We start from the raw sequence: 19,168 nt of genomic DNA, 5'->3' as shown, positions 1-19,168 counted from the left end.
AGACGGTTATATTCCTTAATTATCCCTCCCGCGACCGCCACTCTTACTCAGCCCCTTAAAATACACTATAAAACTTTCGTTAAACTTAACGACTGCTTTTTGGTTAAGATGATTACTGTCGTAAAAATCTATAGTGTCGTTTAAAGGTAACTCTCCATAAAAATTCTTATAAGTCCCCAGTGTTGACAGTAGACTATCCACCGATTTGTTATTAGTTTTAGACTCATAAAGCTTCTTAGTAATGGGAGATTGAACCAAGATATAGGGTATATTTCTTTTCTTGATATAGTCTAAGTTTTCCTTCAGAGCCTCAATTTGTTTAGGGTTAAGCTCCCACTTGCCTTTTGTTTCTTCCAACATTGGGTTTTTCTTAAACTTTGTTTCCACAAAACCACCGCCTTGTACATAAACATCATCATTCTGTATGTTCGGTTCATAAAAAGTTTTATTTAAACCCAACATTTGTCTATATAAGCCATAAATAGCCGTATTAAAAACCGCCAAGTGCTTCACCTCACTTACCATTTTAATAGCGTTCTTATCCACCCTATTATTACTAAGCATATCCAAAGAAGACTCAACTCCATCAGCCGAAAGTGTTCCCGCATACACCTCATACACAATCATTTTAGGTTTTATATCGTCAAGGTATTGTTTAAGCAGCACCTTAGTATTGATAGGCGTTTGAGAACTAGACCCCAAATTAAACGCCGTAATGCCATTTTTGCTAAACACTCGCGTGTCAAAACCTCGATAAGCATGTGATGACCCTAAAAATAAAATATCTGGACTTTTTTCTAGTCTGCTAACATCTCTTGTCCTGGAAAGCAGATGCCCATAGCACCCCACACAACTTCTCACATTTTTCGCCATAAACGGAGGCATTATCTGGCTCCATATCGGCAAAACCACCACATAAAACACACTCCCAAAAATGGAGAAAAATATAATGTTTTTTATAAACGATTTCATATCTATTAAAACTGAAAATAAATAAATGGTGTTTCGTTAGTCTGCATAAACAAACCTATCAAAAGAATCACAAACGCATAAAAACTCCATCTTAACAAACGAGGTTTTTTGAGCCAAAAACTTTCTAATGCAAACGCTCCTCTTCGTCCTTGCCATTCCATGACCAATAAAAAGCCAACCAAAATCAAAGTAGCTAATGCCGCCTTATTAAGGCTAGGAAAACTGAATAATGATGGTTGAAATATATTAGTAATATAAGAAACGGCATGAGCCATATTTTCTGCTCTGAAAAAAATCCACGCAAAAACCATCAATCCAAAGGTAATAAGCATATTAAAAATATCCCTAAGAGAAGGTAATACCCTATCATGAGCCACCACTTCCAGATTATTTCTATTCGTTTTCAATACAATGGACGGCATTATGAAAAGGGCATTTAGAAATCCCCAAACAATAAAGGTCCAATTCGCTCCGTGCCAAAACCCACTCACCAAGAAAATAATGAAGGTATTTCTAATTCTCATCCAATTTCCGCCCTTGCTCCCGCCCAAAGGAATATATAGATAATCTCTAAACCAAGTGGAAAGAGAAATATGCCAGCGCCTCCAAAATTCTGCTACATCACGAGAGAAATAAGGATAGGCAAAGTTCTTCATCAAATCAAACCCAAATAAACGAGAGGTCCCTATGGCAATGTCCGAATAGCCAGAAAAATCCCCATAGATTTGAAAAGTGAAAAATATAGCACCAAGCACTAGCGTACTTCCCGAAGAGGTATCCGAACTCGCAAAAATCTGATTAGCATAAACCGCACAGTTATCCGCTATTACCATTTTCTTAAATAGCCCCCAAAGAATTTGACGCATACCGTCCACCGCCTTAGTGTAGTCAAATTCCCTCTTTTTATAAAATTGAGGCAATAGGTGCGTGGCCCTCTCAATAGGTCCCGCTACCAACTGCGGGAAAAAGCTCACAAAAGCACTAAATGCAATGAAATCCTTGGTTGGCTCTAGTTTCTTCTTATACACATCTATAGTATAGCTTAATGTTTGGAAGGTATAAAAGCTAATCCCTACAGGAAGCAAAATATTAAGCGTGTGAATAGATGGTTTTTGTCCAAAAAAAGTAAATGCTGCTATAAAGTTATCTATAAAGAAGTTACAATACTTAAAGAATCCTAAAAACCCTAAGTTAATTATCACACTAATGATAAGATACATCTTTCGTTTTTTAGGCTTCTCATCTAAAGCCAGTAACCTTCCTAAAGAATAGTCTAAGACTGTACTAAATAGGATAAGAAAAAGAAAACGCCAATCCCACCAACCATAAAAAACATAACTTACAACTACTATAAAAAAGTTTTGCAGTTTTATATTTTTATGAAATACAAACCAATAAAGTATAAAAACTATCGGTAAAAATATCGCAAATTCTATTGAGTTAAAAAGCATGGCTTGCTATATTATTTTTTTCCATTGTTCTAAAATTTTATCTTTCTTCCATTTTTGTGCCTCCATATAGGAAGAGTGTGATAAACGCTCTAAATCCACTGGATTATCCAATAGATATTGTAGCTTTTCTCTGAATGATTCTTTATTTTTAAGAGGAATTAAAAATCCATTATTCTCATTGATAATGTCCGACGGACCATAATTACAATCGTAAGCTATTAAAACATTTGAACAGAACATCGCTTGAATTAAAATCGTAGGCAAAGCCTCTGCCGTAGAAGTTAAACAACATATTTTAGATTCTATAATCAAATTTTTAACATCGTCTAAGTTGCCCGTTCCCATCAACCTCACCTTATCCGCAAGATTGTGATGGGTAATTTTATATTGTATTTTTTCTCGGCAAGTCCCATCTCCCATTATTCTAACCCCCCATCTCTCCGGCAAGTTAATTTCCGATATAATCTCTATAAATTCTTCTACATTTTTCTCAGCATCTAATCTGGCCACTAATGCAATTACATTCTTTTTTTCAGCAAAAGGGATATAATTCAACTTTTCAAAGCTAGCGTCCATTATATTATAAATCGTCTGACTCCTTTTACCAATTGAAAGGTAATATTTTTCTCCAGGTTTATTTGTAGCAATAATGCATTTCAAATTTTTATAATATCTCTTTGCCAAGGCACTATAAAACTTCCCCATACTCGTAAAACTCATATGCTCCCAAGCAATAGTTTTTTTGGCTATTTCTCTACCCATTACTCCTATAAAAGAAGACAATTTATACCAACAAGAAATAATAGTATCGTAATTCTGATGATTTTTTTTCAACCATTTTTTCAACATTAGATAAACACCTATATGGTGAATATAAGCATTAATATTGTGTATTTTAGGAATAAATCTAAGCCACTTTACATTAAATTCACATATTTTCCAAGCCCAATGGGAAAAAGTATCTATATGATGTATTTTGACATTTTCATTTAATGGATAAAAATTAGGTCTGGGCGACATTAACAATAGAATTTCTACATTATACCCTTCCTCCACAAGCTCATTGGCCAAAGTGGTCATCACCTTAGCCACACCGCCCGGTTTAAATAATTTGTAGTACACCAATAGTACCTTTTTACCTTTCCCGTCCATAATTACCTCACTTTATGATATAAAAAACCAAAGGGTAAAAGTCCCCAACTTAATACCTTTATTAAAGACGGTTGAATATCCATCAAGATATTTCTAAAAGAACTTCCATTTTTAAATGAATAGTACTGATAGCCTACAATGTTTCTTATTAGCGCTACAGGATAAACAAAAAGGAGAGATTTATAATTGTTAATAAAGGAGAGATGTCCACATAAAAGTCCTTCATATGAGGTTGGTTTTACTCTATCTTTAGACATTGAATTAGCATCATCATTATCTTGGTAATAAATTCTAGTATATTTATTTATAAATTTAGACCTCTCCCCAGCAGCATCATACATATGAAAAAAAATTTTTTGAGGAGCGTATTTACCTTTAAATTTTGAATAATCAAATTTTTTCAGATATCTGTGATACTTACTAGTATTAAAAATTGTATGTTTGTCACCTCTAACTTTATGCTTATATCGCATTTCTAGTATAGAGCCTTCTAATCCTTCTGGAAAAGGTGTTCCTACTAATTTGCCTTCTGGAGTAATAGAATTAAATGTTGCAGAAATAAATATTTTACTGTCTAAGCTTTTTATAGATTGATACATCGTTTCTAAAGCATCTGGAATATATGCATCATCAGAATCCAAAATAGTAAAAAAGGGCGACTCTACCTTCTCTATTCCCAAAAAGGAAGTGTAAAATTTTTTTGAATTTTCTAAATAGTAATACTCTATCTCAAACGGACTTTCTTCCTTAAATCCTTCCACCACTTCTTTAGTGTTATCAGTAGAACCATCATCCATAATCAACCACTTAAAACCTAAAAAACTCTGTTTTTTTAAAGAGTTAAACACCCGAGGCAAAGTGTGAGCTCGGTTATAGGTTGGTGTAACTATCGTGATTTTTATATCGTTGTTCATTTTTAGTTTTATTTCTAAGGCTTTGCTACCAATCTCTCAAACACTTCTGTAACTTGAGCATATATCTTTCTCTCATCAAACTTTTCATCAGCACCTAAAGTTCCTTTTTTAATTTTCTCCACCAATTCTGGATTGGTAAGGAATGCTTTCATTGCTTCAAAAAGTTCATTTTCATCGTAATTAACCAAAATACCATCTTTCCCATCATCTATCATTTCTGGTATGCCACCTACATTGGTGGAAATAATTGGTTTCCCTAACGCCATAACCTCACCTATCGTTAGCGGATAACTCTCCGATTGAGACGGTAGCACAAAATAATCCGACGCTTTAACATAAGGCCAAGGATTTTTTTGAGTATCCAAAAGTAAAAAAGTTTTTTCTACGGATAATTCTCTTGCTTGATTTTTCAGATTTTCCATCTCATTCCCTCCACCTATAACGGCAATAGAGTGTAGTAAACCTTCGTCTATCAATCGTTTATGGACTTTTATTAAAGTATGATAACCCTTTCTGCTATGCAACCTTCCAATTGAGGTAAAGCACGGACGAACATCAAAATCTACTTTAAAAGCTTCTGCTTTCTCTCTCGCTTCATTGATTTTAATAACATTGTAAATAACTGAACTCTTTGGGTAAGTTACACCATACAAATCTTCTATCACCTGTCTGGTTTGTGCAGCCCCAAAAATCATCCAGTCAAACCTCTTCATCAAATCAATGCGTTTTTTTACCCTTGCCTCATCTTTATCGTAGCTAACATCGGTATGAAACCACCCTACTTTTTTGGATTTTTTATTAGGTGAATTGAGCACCATCTCAAATTCCGCATAGCCCGGCGATACTTCTATATCGTACTCTTCCTTTACTTTAAAAGCATAAAGTAAACTCGGAAATTTATCGTAGAATTCTAACTTCAATCGCCTTAGTCCCAGTTGTATTTTTTGAACAAAAGCATTTTGAGACATCTGCTCTCTCCCTTTTTCCACCACGATAAGCCTAACTTCTTTAGGTATTTCAGAGACCAGTTCACCTTGATACAAATTAAGCATTAAAGCCAAATCAAACTTGTCCTTAGGAAGATTCCTCAACAAGTCTAAAACCACCCGTGGCACCCCTCCCATCTCTAAAGACCTAAGTCTAAATAATACTTTTATTTTTTGTGATTTATCCATAACGATTATCAAAAATTCACCCCTCTTGAAAACAAAAGATTTAGAGTAATGATTTCATACTTTTAGAATTTGCTCCGTCCTCAAAGAAAAAAAGAAAATGCATGTCCTAGCCCTGCTCACACTAAAAATTATCCCCCGATAAGCCAGTTTGAATAATTCTCCGGCGTAAAACCTTTTTTTCCTGCATTATTTGCAAAAACAAAATAATAAAAAACCACAAAACACAACATCACCCCATACAAATACTTCCGAAGGTGCTGGGAAGATACCGAGGCAATAATACTGGGAACCATAATACTAGCAAAAAGATAATAATAGGTAACCAATCGTGTAGAAAATATCGGGCTGTTCCGGAAAATAAAATAAATACAAATCCCAACCACTACAATATTCCTCATATACTCATAATAAGGAATTTTTTCTTCCGCCTCCTCATTGAAAGCAAGAATGAAAAAAAGATAGAACATGGATAGTATATCGTTAAACCTCAGCTTCCCTGTTTCCTCGTGCACGATACTCTCATAATTTTGGTAATCTTGCATAACTTCCTTTGGGGTAATCCCCTCCAACAAGGAAATATTATTGTACACTTCAAATGGAGAAAGCACCATACATAAGGCCACCGCAGAAATAATAAACCATTTTTTCATGGGAAGCAAAACCAGCCAATAAGCAAACAAAAAAATCAAAGATGAGTTATGAAACCCATTAGCGATATAAATTAACACCAAAAAAAGCCAAAGTCTTCGGTGCTTTATCGCTTCATACGAAAGAAACACAAGGGCTATCGCCACCGCTTGTCTCATATGCGCCATATCTCCCGTAAAGTACGACGGAATCATATACAGCAAAAAACTTAACGCCGGATATGCACTATTAATACTTACAAACCGACACTTAATCGAAACTGTCATCAGAGCCGTGAAAAAAACAAGGAAAGAAAAAGGCATCCCCAAAGAAAAAATAATTTTATTATAGAGAGCGTAGATCCACTCTATTCCATAAAAATTTTCCTTTAATACCGATATATCATAGGGCAAATTAACTCCAAAAAGGGCATACATATCTTTATAGGCCCTATCGTCAATCATCAGATTTCTAAAGCCTGCCAATACAATGAGAAAGGCAACAACGAACCAAATTTGTTTTTTAGGAGAATACGGTCCGCTCCTAAACTCCATTACGCTGATTACGATAAGCGCAATAATAGCAATCGTAAAATACGGATGTAATATACTAATACCCACTCATTTTATTTTTTATTAAACATACCCAGTATTTTTCGTTTAGATTTTATAGCCCCATACTATTCGATGTCACAACCCAAACTCCTGTATTGATTTTTAAACTGCTCTACCCACTTACGATATTCGTTTTTATCCACCTTATCATCAAAGAAGGTTTCTAGATACTCAATAGAAAAGTCATTAGGATAATTTTGCATACTATCTAAGGTTTCGTTATACCAAGCCTCATTCAAAAGGTAGTTGATATAGTTAATATCCACCTTAAAACCATACTCATGATAAGAATTGGTCGCAGAACTTTGAAAAGTCGTTTTCATGGCTTCCTTGGAAAGTCTTGCTATAAAATTAAGATTATTTTTATGTTTATTATAGTAAGCGGCAGCGTTTCTTAATTGTTGTTTTTCGTCCACCTTACCCTTTGCGTCTTTCCAAACTTCTAGCCAATACTCTTTTTTCCATAGCCCCATCAAAATAGAATTGAGCGACCAGTATTTTCTTTTGGTATAATTATCAAAAATGCCTAATTTATATCCTAGTGTAAAAAACTTGTATTTATTATAGAAAAATATATCCATCAGCCACTTAGAACCTAAAAACAAATCTTTAGGCCTATTAAAATTGATATTCTCATTAATTTTAACTATTTGGAGATATTCATCCTCTTTAAAGTTACTTAGCCAACCTAATTTTAAAAGATTGATGTTATTTTTCTCTGCTTCTGTTAGTAAATTTTCTACATCAATTGTTTCTGTAAACCACACATCATCTTCTGTAACGATACAGTAATCCGCTCCGTTTTCAACTGCTTCTATCCATAAGTCGGTAGGAATACTAAAACCGTCTATATCCTTCCCCAATAAAATATTATCTTCTACCGCCTTTACTTTTTGAGAATAAGATTTTGAAGTTCTAACATTGATATAAGGATACTTCTCTTTTATTTTATCCAAATATTTTGGAAGAGTACCGTCATCTAGAACCGTAATAGAATAAGTTCCCTTCACATTTCTTGCAATAGACGCTAGACAACGATCTAGATAGTATGCTCTATTGAATGATTTTATATATATATCCATTTTTATTCTATGTTATATCCGATTTAAGATTCTACAACAGAGATTAAATAAATTCGATGGCAGCTTACTTACCAAAGAATAAAATCCAAACTTCTCATTAGGATAAAACTTTTTTTGTTTCTTCACTAGATCTACCAATTCTTCTCTGAATTTATATTTTAAACAAGCTCTCGCAGCTTGTTCCATTTCTTGCATGGAGTTTTTATAATCTATATTATGTATATTCACATAAGCGTGAGGATTAATTTGTTCGTAAGTATCTTTTCCTGTTTTTTGTCTTTCATAATACATTTCAAAGGCTTTAGATAGAAACATGTATTTAATAAACTTACTCCCTTTTCTTGATATAGAACCACCTAAAACCCTATATTTCAATAATTTAATTGGCAAATTAGCCATCTTTTTTTGTTTCGACATCAAACGAAGATACAGCTCATAATCCTCACAATACCAAACCTTGTCCCTATACCTTAAACCTTCATTTCTGAACATAATAACAGGATGAAATAGCTGTATTGTTTTAAGCATTCGCTCTTGAATTTCCTCATTGTAAGTGCTAGCTAACTTTTCTCCTATTATTTCATTTTTCTCGTTTATTAAATCTAATTGAGCGCCTATAATAAAAACATTTGGATTATTATCTAAAAAATCCACTTGCTTTTCAAATCTAGTAGGATGGCTAATATCATCCGCATCCATCCTTGCAATATATTTACCTCTAGCTTCCTCAAGTCCCCAATTCAAATTTTCAATAAATCCCTGAGTCCCCTTATTTTCTTTCTTTTGCAATAATTTTATCCTTGAATCTTTAGCGGCATACTTTTTTAATATAGCAAAAGAGGAGTCTGTAGAACAATCATCAATGATAATAAATTCAAAATCACTATATGTCTGATTAAGAACCGAGTCTATTGCTTCTGCCAAATATTTTTCTGCGTTATACACCGACATTATAACCGATACCATAGGAAATCCCAAACTCATACTGATTACACCGATTTTAGTATTAACTCTTGTTTATTAATCACTATACTATTCGAAGGAATATCTTTATATATGGTACACCCTGCTCCCAAAATCACATTATCTCCTATCGTCACGCCTTTCAATATAATGCAATTCGCTCCTGTCCAAACATTATTACCAATTTTTATAGGTGCTGTATTAAATTCTGTTTTAGATACAGAAAAAGGCTCCTGAGTATAACTGTGATTATGATCAAAAATTTTCAACCCTTCTCCCAAAATACAGTTTTCTCCAATGGTTATCTCTTCCAAACAAGAAATAGTAGCCCTAGTAATGTAAGTCTCTTTTCCTATACTCAATTGAGCCTCTTTCTTTACTGTGATAAAATTATTTTGATTTATCATCACATTTTCTGCTATATTGAAAACAGCCTTAGAATGAATATCCAACGTATTATAGCCCCCCAATCTAAAAGAGGCATGAACCTGGGATTTAGAGTTCGCAAAAAATTTCTTTCTTAGAAAAAAAGTTTCCGAATATTTAAACAAATTAAAAAGTTTATTAACTAAAAACAATATAAATCCTTTCATTTTTATCAAACTAAAACACAAATGTAACTTTAATCCGCTCTACAAGCCAAATAATACTTAGACAAAATCGCTCTGAGATAGTTTTCTTTATCTAGAAAATTGTTTTGTATGTAATAACGATTCACTTCCGCCGAAATGCTAATAGGATAGCCGGACCCTGCTTTGATAAGGTTAAGATTAAGTTTGGTTTTAAAAAAAGACTCCAATACCTCCACTATTTCAACAATCGTATAATTTTCCAAATAAGCCAGATTGATAATGGTGTTTTTATTTGGGGTTTCGAGCAAACTCAATACAATGGCTCTCACATCATCGGCATCTATCAAGTTTCTAGTTGCTTTGGTGTGTACATTTATGACGTCCCCATTCACCACCGATCGCACCAAATAATTCATCAGCAAATTGGGATTCCCCCCTTTGCCTACCACATTGCTTAACCTTAAAATTAAATAGCTGCTACTATTATTCGAGACAATAGTCTCCATTTTCAATTTGTGACGCACATAAGGGCTATCTACCTTAGAAGAATCGTATATGCTACAAGTAGAAAAATATACCATTACCTTATCCGGATGGTTGCTAATGGTCTCTCTAAGAAGTTTTTCCTCGCGCATAAACTCCTCCTCCCTAACTTCTAGCGAATTAGAAACCCCCGAAGCAAAAAAAATGATATCTTCTCTATCTGCATTCGTAAATAATGATGCTATAAGCCCGCTCCCAATAACCATAGTATAGTAATTACAAGTATATCAAATATTTATTAAAATCTTCCATAAGTATATTCATAATAATGTCTATTTCTTCACTAAATTTCTAAACAATCCTTCCCATTTTTTCATAATATTAGGCATTTCGTAGCGTTTTGATACTCTCAATGCCTCTTCTGACATTTCCTTTCTTAAAACCTCGCTTTCCATTAATTCGCTTAATTTTTCTGCAAAAGTTTCTACATTATTGGGCTCTACTAAAAAGTTTTCCAATTTACTCTCTCCCATCATATCTTTAGGTCCATTTTTACAAGCGAAGGCTACAGGAGACAAACCGCAAGATAAAGCTTCACATAAAACTAGACCAAAACCTTCAAATCTAGAACTTAGAGCGTAGACAGAGTGAGAAGCATAGACCTTATTAATTTCTTTATTAGGGGGAAATAGAGTAACTGAATCTACTAAATCTAACTTTTCTATTTGCCGCTGAAGGTCATGTTTTAAATCTCCCCAACCGTATATATATAGACTCCACTTTGGATGTTTTTTTGCTATAATTGCCCAAGCATCAATAAGATAGTCGAATCCCTTTTGTTCAACAAATCTTCCCACCGCAAGCACTCTTTTAGTCTTATAATCTGTGGTAATAGGTTCTATCGTGATCGGATTGGGAATATTGGTTACATTATCAAAATAGTGACTCCACGCTTTTTCGTCTTCTTCCGTAAGCACTACAATTTTATCAAACTTGTTAAGCGTTCTTTGGAACAATTTGGTTAAAATTTTAGCCTTTAAATTTTGCAAAGACCAACCGGATTTTAAAATTTTACTAAACGGTGTAATATCAAAATGAAAATGGTATTCCATTACTTTTTTACTCCCGTCTTTTATCAAGGGTAAAAACTTGTGTTCCGCACCAAAATACATCGAAATCGCAATATCCGTAGGATTATGGTACAGATAATCCTCCACTTTTTTTCGGTAAGTTGCCATAAAGTTTTTATACAACTTTCTTCTCTCTGCACTGGGAAAGTTTTTCAGGTCTCGTGTAGGATCCGGAATATCAAAATGAATCATTTTTATTTTCTCACTAAACTTAAAGAAAATAGGATCATCATACTGCCTATAAGTAATTATCGTTACGTTGTACCCCAGCACATCCGCCAAATAATTTGCTTTAATATTTAGCATTCTTTCGGTGCCCGCAGCATCCTTCAAGTTTGGAAAAAAATAAACAATATTCATTCTTAGTTTTTGATACTTAATTTTTGTTTAACTATTCTATATACTTTAAGGGCAAATTGCATATCATTCTTTATAAAAAAATAGGAAAAATCATCGCAATATTTATATTTTTTATAAACATCAAAAAACTCTCTACTATATCGGTGAGAAGTTCTTAAATAGATATTTTCAATTTCAGTATTTAGAAATAGTTTTCTTGTAGAGTATTTGAAGTTGAGCATAAAAACCTCTTCTTGTAATTTTCCATTGCTTTTAGAAGAAATATTCTCTCCATGAGAACGATAATAGGCTAGCTTTTCTATGACAACACCGAATTCATACCCCATAGTTATTATCCTTAGCCATCTGTCATAATCTTCTACTATTTTGGTAGGATTATATTTACCAGCTTCTGTCCACGCTTTACAAGAGATTAATATAGTAGGTCCACAAATAAAGCATTTATTCATCAATTCATCTTTTAATTGCTCGTAAGGGAGAGAATACAATTCTCTAGAAAATAGATTTCTATCCAATAGATTGGAGTGCTTATCTACAAAATAAGTATCTGAAAACACAAATCCAAGTTTATCGTTTTCATTAAATTTAGCTAAACATTTTTCTATGGATTGTGGATGCAAATAATCATCAGCAGCAATAAGTTTTATATATTTTCCAGTCACCATTTCCATACATTCATTAAGAGTGGTGGCAAGTCCGGTATTTTCTTTATGGAAATTTTTCTTTGCAAAGTAATTATTTTCCGAAAGCCAGTTTTCAAAAATTTCAACAGAATTGTCTTTAGAGGCATCATCTGCTACTATGAGCTCAATATTAGTATGAGTTTGAGATTTTATACTATCTAGACACTCCTTAATATACAGGGAGTGATTGTAGGATACCACGATGATACTAACTAATGCTTGTTCCATTGTCTAAAATTTATTTACAATATCAATGATTTTACTTATTTCTTCATCTGTTAATATAGAAGAAATAGGTAGACTTAATACCTTCTGGCTCATTCGCTCTGTAATGGGGAAAGAGAGGTGGTTGTATTCTTTATAGGCTTCTTGTTTGTGTGGTGGAATAGGATAGTGGATGATGGTCTGTACACCATTCTCTGTGAGGTAATTTTGTAGTTTATCTCTTTGCTGACATTCTATAACGAAAACATGCCATACCATTTCTTTTTCCTCTGTTGGATATTCTGGTAAGATAATCTTAGGGTTTTTTATCTCAGAGATGAAGCGTTTTGCCACTCTTCTTCTCGCTTCATTTTCTTGGTCAATGTATTTTAGTTTTACATCTAATACCGCCGCTTGTAGTTCGTCCAAACGAGAGTTTAAACCTTGGTAAATATTCACATACTTTACGTTAGAACCATAATTGGCTAAAGCTCTGATGGTTTTTGCTAAATCATTGTCTTTTGTCGTTACAGCTCCAGCATCGCCTAAGGCTCCAAGGTTTTTACCAGGATAAAAACTAAACCCTGCTGCATCTCCGAGATGACCTGTTTTGATGTTGTTCCATCTTGCCCCAATAGCTTGTGCATTGTCTTCAATGATTTTTAACTGATGTTTTCTGGCAATGCTTTCCAACTGTTCAGACCAAACGACTCTCCCGTAAAGATGTACGATCATAATGGCTTTGGTCTTTGGTGTGATATGCTCTTCTATTTTATCTATATCAATGTTGAAAGTTTTGGGATTAGGTTCCACTAAAACGGGTTTCAATCCATTGTCGGAAATGGCTAAAATGGAGGCAATATAGGTGTTGGCAGGTACAATTACTTCATCACCCGGTTGCATTATCCCCATGGAGATATAGGCCTTTAAGATGAGGCGGAGGGCATCTAATCCATTAGCAACTCCAATAGCATTGGGTGAACCGATATATTGTGCCAAATGTTGCTCAAAGGTTTTCACTTCGCTACCTAGCAAATACCAACCACTACGGAATGTTTGCAAAAGTCGTTCTTCCATTTCTTGCTGGTATAGTAGGTTAATTTTTTGTAAGTCTAAGAATTTAATCATTTTAATAATAAGGTGATTATTTTTTATCGGATATATTTTTTGTACTACTTTCGGGGATCATTTTTCTTTAGAAGGATAGTTACTTCTTAGAATAAACTGATATTTCAATGAAGTATCACAGCCAATATTGGATTTAAAGTTGCATAGTCCATAACTTGGGATGCTATTCTCGGAGGAAGGACCAATATCTATAACGTTAATCCCAAAATCAGCATAATATTTTAAGATTTTATATGCAAGGACATTCATTGGCCTTAATGTTTCAAAATGAGGAAGGTCTCCCCAATATATGACTTGTACAACACCCTCTGCTACATGAAAAACTTGGGCAGCAGCTACAGCTTCATTATCAACCTTTAGGATGAAAAAATCTGCCTTGATGATTTCTATTGTATTCAAAATTTGCTCTAAAGTCATTCTTAAAGGATAGCCTTTAAAATCTCTATTAGTCTTGATAATAGAATATACTTTTTCTATAAAATCTTTATCATTAGAGGATAAAAGTTCTATTTTTGGGGATTTTAGTCCATTATTCAAGTTTTTTCTTCCTGCACGAGGAATAAGATTCTTATAGTCTTTTTGTAGTTTTTTTACATCTAAATGAAAATTTAAATCCACATTTTTTGCTTGGAACTCTGAGCGAAAAAACGCACTTATACAATGATTATAAAAATCGTTATCATAAATAATAGGTGGTAGTGTAATGCTTATATCTAAAGTTTGTTCCTTAGCATAGTCTTGTAGCAAGGGTAATATTTTGTCTAAACTTTCTAAAGAAGTATCATTGATTTTGTTAAAACCAGAAAAAGGAGCTTTTGTGGGGGCATATAGAGTTGAATCTTTTTTTCCTAAAATAAGTCCAGCTTTGTATTTACCATTTTCAACAAATGCTAAATATCGAATTTCTTCGAAAAAGTGTGCATTTAAATCAGCAAAATCTATACTACAAAAAACATTTGTAAAAGTCTTAAAGATACTTTTGTATGTATTTTTATTAAGGCTTACAATTTCCATTTCAAATCTCGTTTATCATCTCTATTATATTATTATCTCTTCTAAATTCTCTGAATCCCATTTTTTCATAAGCCTTTATTGCTCTTGTATTATCTAAAATAACTTTTAAATATAAAGAATTAAGTCCTAATTTTTCTTTTGCATATTCTTTTATGAAGTTCATCATTTCTTTCCCAATGCCTTTTCCCCAGTATTTTTTCTCTCCAATATAACCAAAATATTCAGCCGTTTTTTCGTCAAGATTTATTTTTTTCAATCCAACTACTCCTATAATCTGCTTTTGAAATAAAACTCCTTTAACAAAGTAATGAGAATTATTATTTAACTGGTTAAACCAAGAAAGTTGTTCTTCTTTAGTAAAATCAGGCGTCATGGTTAAATACTTTACTTCGGGATCATTCAGCCACTCCCAAGATTTCTCTAAAACCTCACGATTGTATACAATAAAACTAATCTCCTTCATATTCTAAAAATTCTCGATAATCCCTAAAATAATCATCTTCTGTATAATATTCTGAAGCAAGACATAGCAAAACTGCATTATGTGTAAAATGTATATCTCTCCAAATAAGTTTTGGAATATAAAGCCCTTTGGAAGGATGGTCTAATACAAAGGTTTCTTTATTCCCTTCTTTATCCTCGGTATTAAATGTAATGGCACCAGAAACAGCAAATATAATTTGCTCTAATGCTTTATGTGCATGCCCACCTCTTACTACATCTTGGGGGGTGTGATAGGTCCAATATACTCGCTTTACCTCAAAAGGTACATTCTTTTGACCTTCTACAATAGTAATGTACCCTAATTGTGAAGAACCTATTTTATTAAAATTGATGATGTGTGGCTTTATCATTTTTTAAATCCCTTTTTATTTTGGTTGTAGAAATGTTTTCTGTACGCGGTAAATATACTATTTCACATAGATCTTTTAAATCGTCAAACTTTCCTTCCCAGTCATTACCCATAACGAAAACATCTATTTCGTGCTCTTTTATATCATTTTTTTTCTGCGCCCAAGAATCTTCTTTTATTACTAAATCTACATAACTGATAGCCTCTAATATATATTTTCTTTCTTCAAAGGTATAATAACTTTTTTTACCTTTCAGGTCATTAAACTCATCCGAAGATAGCCCCACGATGAGATAGTCCCCTAATGCTTTGGCTCTTTTTAATATATTGATATGCCCTCTATGAATCAAATCAAATGTGCCATAAGTCAAAACTTTTTTCATTATTCCAATTGAGATTTAATAAAATTATATATGTTTTCACTTGCAGTTTTGCCGTTTGGAGGAAGGAGAAACTGCTGTTTAAATTCTTTTCTTTTTTCTTTCAAGGTATCTTCTGAGCTATTGATAATCATTCCAATAAACTGTTCAATATCATTTAAGTTTTTCGCTATATAATGAACATTATATGCCATTTTTCCAAAAGAATTAAGCCTATCACAAATACTATCATCTCTGTCTGTTCTTAATACAGGCTTTTCTGTGTATAAATACTCTATTAAAAATGAACCAGAATCGTGTATCATAGCATCAGAGGATAAAAATAAATCTTCATATCTACCCAAACTTAAACCTCCATATGGATGTGTTTCCCAACGAGAAAAATAAGTATCAGTTTTTTCTTTTCCCCAATCAGGGTCATCATAAAGTTTTAACTTTAATAGAGGATGAGGTTTAAATATAATTTCAAGTTTTCCTTTGTATTTTTCTAATAAAGAGAATATCTCTTCGTGGTATGTATTAAATGAAGAGAAACTTATAAAATCCTTATTATCGTCTATCGTGTGGTGAGGAGACCAAAGAATTTTTTTGGTATGAGGATGCTTCCATAAATTTTCAAATGATTTATTTTGTGTTTCTAAAAATACATCAGTACCAGGAAACCCTGTTACAACAACATTATCACCTTTATTCCTTGCTGTTTTTACAGAATATTGTTTATGAATTTCGGTCTCTGCAAAAAGTTTCCAAAGTAGATTATGAAAATCTTGATTATGGAACATATTCAACATATGAGAGTTCCCAAAATTATAAGGGACATAACAACTTAATATATTTTTTAAATAATAGATATAATAATGAGGCTTTGTAATAAAGTGAGGGTTACCAAAAAATATAATATCAGACTGCAATTCTTCCTTTACATCTACCCAAGTGTTATCTTCTTTTAGAGCCTTTTTTACGTTATATCCTTCCTTTTTAAATATTTCATAAGCATTATTCATATCCTTATGCATTACATCACTACTATACATCATATATGGACATACTAAAATAGAAGGGGCAAAACGAGGGTCATTTTCAAATAAATGATATAATTTTTCGTATTTCCATACAGCATGATGTATAAGAAAAAATACTACATTAATTTTTTCTTTTTTTCTTATTCTCTTCAATTCTTTCTGATGAATATATTTTAATTTAATAAGTTTAAGTCTGAAAAAATTGTCCTTTCCTATTATTTTTTCGGAAATATTAATAACAGTTTTAATTAGATTCATATTTATATAAATAATTTAATTATAATTGTCTAATTTCTCCAAAGAAATGAGGAATATCTAAATACAAAATAAGGTAATACACTATAGTACTTCACTAATTTGACATCCGAAAACACCTTATATTCTGGTGTTTTTTTTACAAAAGAATGCCACTCCGCCAATTCTTTTTTTGCACTAGAAAAATCTAAATGAACTAAAATTTTATAGTACATTTGGAAGAAGGTCTTAATAGAAGACAAAATAAATTTCCTCTTTTCTTCAGTCATTTGAGATTTATGCTGCGTATATCTTTGGTAATAATACCTAATAACCGTTTCCACTCCTTTTCTATTTTTTCTTATGGTAGCAGGAGCTACGGTTTGTCCATCTCTTCCTATCAGGTATCTGTATAGAGGACTATCTATGTAATATAAATCTTTAGCGAAAAAAAGGGGTAAAGAAGCAAAAAGAGTATCCGTATAAAATATTTTTTCTGGAAAATCTATCTGTGCCTGTCTCACCACATCTGTTTTATACGCTAATCTATGCATCACAAACGCTCCTTCTAATTCACTAATCTCTTTATCTAAACCATAAACTTTATTAGGTTTTACTTTTGGTAAACTATATAATTCTGACCGATTTTCAAAAACATATTCCCTTACAAAGTCTGTAACCACAACATCTGTATCAATAATTTTTAGTTGCTCTACAAATTTTTCAAATGAGTGATTATCATACCAATCGTCAGAGTCTAGAACTTTACAATACTTGCCTTTTCCCTCCACTATTCCTCTTTTTAATACGGAACCATAGCCTCCATTTTCCTTGTTGATTACCCTAAAAGTTTGAGGGTATTTTTCCTCATACTCTCGCGCTATTTCCAGTGCATTATCCGGGCTTCCGTCTATAATCAGAAGCACTTCCAAAAGCGGCATTAAATTTTCTCTAATTATCAGCGAGTCCAAGCATTTAGGTAAATACTCTTCCGTATTATATATAGGGACTATAAGGGTTAGTAGTTTTTCCATCTTTTATTTTGTTAAATAGATGCGATCATCTCTAGTGCCTTTGCGACCACTTGATGCATATCATAGTATTTATACTCAGCCAACCTTCCGCCAAAAATTACATTTTCACATCCGTCTGCCAAAGCTTTATATTTCTGATAGACTGCTTGATTTCTCTCATCATTGATTGGATAATATGCTTCCTCTCCTTCAGCCATGTCTTGCGGATATTCTCTCGTAATAATGGTTTTAGGCTGTGTGCCAAATTCAAAATGTTTATGTTCTATAATTCTAGTAAATGGTATTTCTCTCTCAGTATAATTTACCACTGCATTCCCCTGATAATTGGCTTCATCTAAAATTTCCGTTTCAAATCTCAAACTACGATAGTCAAGCGCTCCGTATTGAAAATCAAAAAACTCATCTATCTTACCAGTATAAACAATGGTTTCAGCAATGGAATCCCAATGTTCCCGATTGCTAAAATAATCGGTATTGAGCCTTACTTCTATCCCCTCTAACATTTTTTCTACCAGCAATGTATATCCTCCGTTAGGTACTCCTTGGTAAGTATCATTAAAATAATTATTATCAAATGTAAATCTAAAAGGAAGCCTCCTAATAATAAAAGCGGGTATCTCCGTAGCAGGTCTGCCCCATTGCTTCTCAGTATAACCTTTTATTAGTTTTTCATAGATATCTTTCCCTCCCAGCACCAAGGCTTGTTCTTCAAGGTTTTTAGGCTCAACAATATGCTTATATTCTGCTCTTTGTTCCTCTATTTTTGCTTGAGCTTCAGCAGGGGTTTTAACTCCCCATAGCTGATAGAAAGTATTCATGTTAAAGGGAAGATTATACAAATTTCCCTTGTAGTTAGCGATGGGAGAATTAGTGTATCGGTTAAATTCCACAAAAGAATTTACATAATCCCAAACTTCTTTATTACTTGTATGAAAAATATGAGCGCCATATTTATGAACATTAATGCCCTCTATATTTTCTGTATAGATATTTCCCGCAATATGCTCACGACGTTCTATAACAAGGCATTTCTTGCCTTTTTTTGTCATTTCGCAAGCGAATATTGCTCCAAATAAACCACTCCCTACTATTAGATAGTCATATTGTTTGCTCATACTTTG

The 19,168-nt window shown here is 33.0% G+C and carries 20 protein-coding genes; all 20 read right to left on the bottom strand.

Going from position 1 to position 19,168, the window contains the following annotated elements:
* Window positions 1-15: 15 nt before the first annotated feature.
* Window positions 16-972: a hypothetical protein gene (locus VQ048_RS02620; RefSeq protein WP_327610123.1), complete on the bottom strand. Its 957-nt coding sequence runs from the start codon at window positions 970-972 to the stop codon at window positions 16-18.
* Window positions 973-977: 5 nt separating this feature from the next.
* A complete protein-coding gene (locus tag VQ048_RS02615) occupies window positions 978-2,423 on the bottom strand; it encodes an MBOAT family O-acyltransferase (RefSeq protein WP_327610122.1) in 1,446 nt (481 codons plus the stop codon).
* Window positions 2,424-2,429: 6 nt separating this feature from the next.
* Window positions 2,430-3,575 carry a glycosyltransferase gene (locus tag VQ048_RS02610; protein ID WP_327610121.1) on the bottom strand — a complete coding sequence of 382 codons (1,146 nt, stop codon included), beginning with the start codon at window positions 3,573-3,575 and terminating at the stop codon, window positions 2,430-2,432.
* Window positions 3,576-3,577: 2 nt separating this feature from the next.
* The gene (locus VQ048_RS02605) at window positions 3,578-4,489 is read right to left on the bottom strand and encodes a glycosyltransferase family A protein (protein ID WP_327610120.1); all 912 of its coding nucleotides are present in this window, start codon (window positions 4,487-4,489) and stop codon (window positions 3,578-3,580) included.
* Window positions 4,490-4,503: 14 nt separating this feature from the next.
* Window positions 4,504-5,670: a glycosyltransferase gene (locus VQ048_RS02600; protein ID WP_327610151.1), complete on the bottom strand. Its 1,167-nt coding sequence runs from the start codon at window positions 5,668-5,670 to the stop codon at window positions 4,504-4,506.
* 122 nt (window positions 5,671-5,792) lie between these two features.
* A complete protein-coding gene (locus VQ048_RS02595) occupies window positions 5,793-6,911 on the bottom strand; it encodes an EpsG family protein (RefSeq protein ID WP_327610119.1) in 1,119 nt (372 codons plus the stop codon).
* 59 nt (window positions 6,912-6,970) lie between these two features.
* On the bottom strand, window positions 6,971-7,987 hold the full coding sequence (locus tag VQ048_RS02590) for a glycosyltransferase family 2 protein (RefSeq protein ID WP_327610118.1): 1,017 nt from the start codon (window positions 7,985-7,987) through the stop codon (window positions 6,971-6,973).
* Between the two features lie 12 nt (window positions 7,988-7,999).
* Window positions 8,000-8,971, bottom strand: coding sequence for a glycosyltransferase family 2 protein (locus VQ048_RS02585; RefSeq protein WP_161531350.1), 972 nt, complete (start codon window positions 8,969-8,971; stop codon window positions 8,000-8,002).
* Window positions 8,972-8,976: 5 nt separating this feature from the next.
* Window positions 8,977-9,543, bottom strand: coding sequence for an acyltransferase (locus VQ048_RS02580; RefSeq protein WP_327610117.1), 567 nt, complete (start codon window positions 9,541-9,543; stop codon window positions 8,977-8,979).
* Window positions 9,544-9,572: 29 nt separating this feature from the next.
* Entirely contained in the window at window positions 9,573-10,271 is a 699-nt protein-coding gene (locus VQ048_RS02575; RefSeq protein WP_327610116.1) for an NAD-dependent epimerase/dehydratase family protein, read from the bottom strand.
* A gap of 66 nt (window positions 10,272-10,337) precedes the next feature.
* Window positions 10,338-11,495, bottom strand: coding sequence for a glycosyltransferase family 4 protein (locus VQ048_RS02570; protein WP_327610115.1), 1,158 nt, complete (start codon window positions 11,493-11,495; stop codon window positions 10,338-10,340).
* 2 nt (window positions 11,496-11,497) lie between these two features.
* On the bottom strand, window positions 11,498-12,406 hold the full coding sequence (locus tag VQ048_RS02565) for a glycosyltransferase (protein WP_327610114.1): 909 nt from the start codon (window positions 12,404-12,406) through the stop codon (window positions 11,498-11,500).
* 3 nt (window positions 12,407-12,409) lie between these two features.
* Window positions 12,410-13,510 carry a DegT/DnrJ/EryC1/StrS family aminotransferase gene (locus tag VQ048_RS02560; protein WP_327610113.1) on the bottom strand — a complete coding sequence of 367 codons (1,101 nt, stop codon included), beginning with the start codon at window positions 13,508-13,510 and terminating at the stop codon, window positions 12,410-12,412.
* 57 nt (window positions 13,511-13,567) lie between these two features.
* A complete protein-coding gene (locus VQ048_RS02555) occupies window positions 13,568-14,524 on the bottom strand; it encodes a GNAT family N-acetyltransferase (protein ID WP_327610112.1) in 957 nt (318 codons plus the stop codon).
* A 1-nt stretch (window position 14,525) separates the two neighbouring features.
* Window positions 14,526-14,987 carry a GNAT family N-acetyltransferase gene (locus tag VQ048_RS02550; protein ID WP_327610111.1) on the bottom strand — a complete coding sequence of 154 codons (462 nt, stop codon included), beginning with the start codon at window positions 14,985-14,987 and terminating at the stop codon, window positions 14,526-14,528.
* The gene (locus VQ048_RS02545; RefSeq protein ID WP_327610110.1) at window positions 14,974-15,378 is read right to left on the bottom strand and encodes a sugar 3,4-ketoisomerase; all 405 of its coding nucleotides are present in this window, start codon (window positions 15,376-15,378) and stop codon (window positions 14,974-14,976) included. The genes VQ048_RS02550 and VQ048_RS02545 overlap by 14 nt, the downstream gene beginning before the upstream one ends.
* Entirely contained in the window at window positions 15,350-15,760 is a 411-nt protein-coding gene (gene tagD, locus VQ048_RS02540) for a glycerol-3-phosphate cytidylyltransferase (protein ID WP_327610109.1), read from the bottom strand. Before tagD ends, VQ048_RS02545 begins: the two co-directional genes overlap by 29 nt.
* Window positions 15,760-17,037, bottom strand: a complete 1,278-nt coding sequence (locus VQ048_RS02535; RefSeq protein ID WP_327610108.1) for a CDP-glycerol glycerophosphotransferase family protein — start codon at window positions 17,035-17,037, stop codon at window positions 15,760-15,762. The genes tagD and VQ048_RS02535 overlap by 1 nt, the downstream gene beginning before the upstream one ends.
* A 29-nt stretch (window positions 17,038-17,066) precedes the next feature.
* The gene (locus VQ048_RS02530) at window positions 17,067-18,047 is read right to left on the bottom strand and encodes a glycosyltransferase family 2 protein (RefSeq protein WP_327610107.1); all 981 of its coding nucleotides are present in this window, start codon (window positions 18,045-18,047) and stop codon (window positions 17,067-17,069) included.
* 11 nt (window positions 18,048-18,058) lie between these two features.
* A complete protein-coding gene (glf, locus tag VQ048_RS02525; RefSeq protein ID WP_327610106.1) occupies window positions 18,059-19,162 on the bottom strand; it encodes a UDP-galactopyranose mutase in 1,104 nt (367 codons plus the stop codon).
* Window positions 19,163-19,168 lie beyond the last annotated feature (6 nt).

Source organism: Bergeyella anatis, from assembly GCF_036016955.1.
Classification (GTDB): Bacteria; Bacteroidota; Bacteroidia; order Flavobacteriales; family Weeksellaceae; genus JAYWXI01.
Note: the sequence above shows the minus strand (reverse complement) of the source record. Positions and strands in the feature narration are given on the sequence as shown.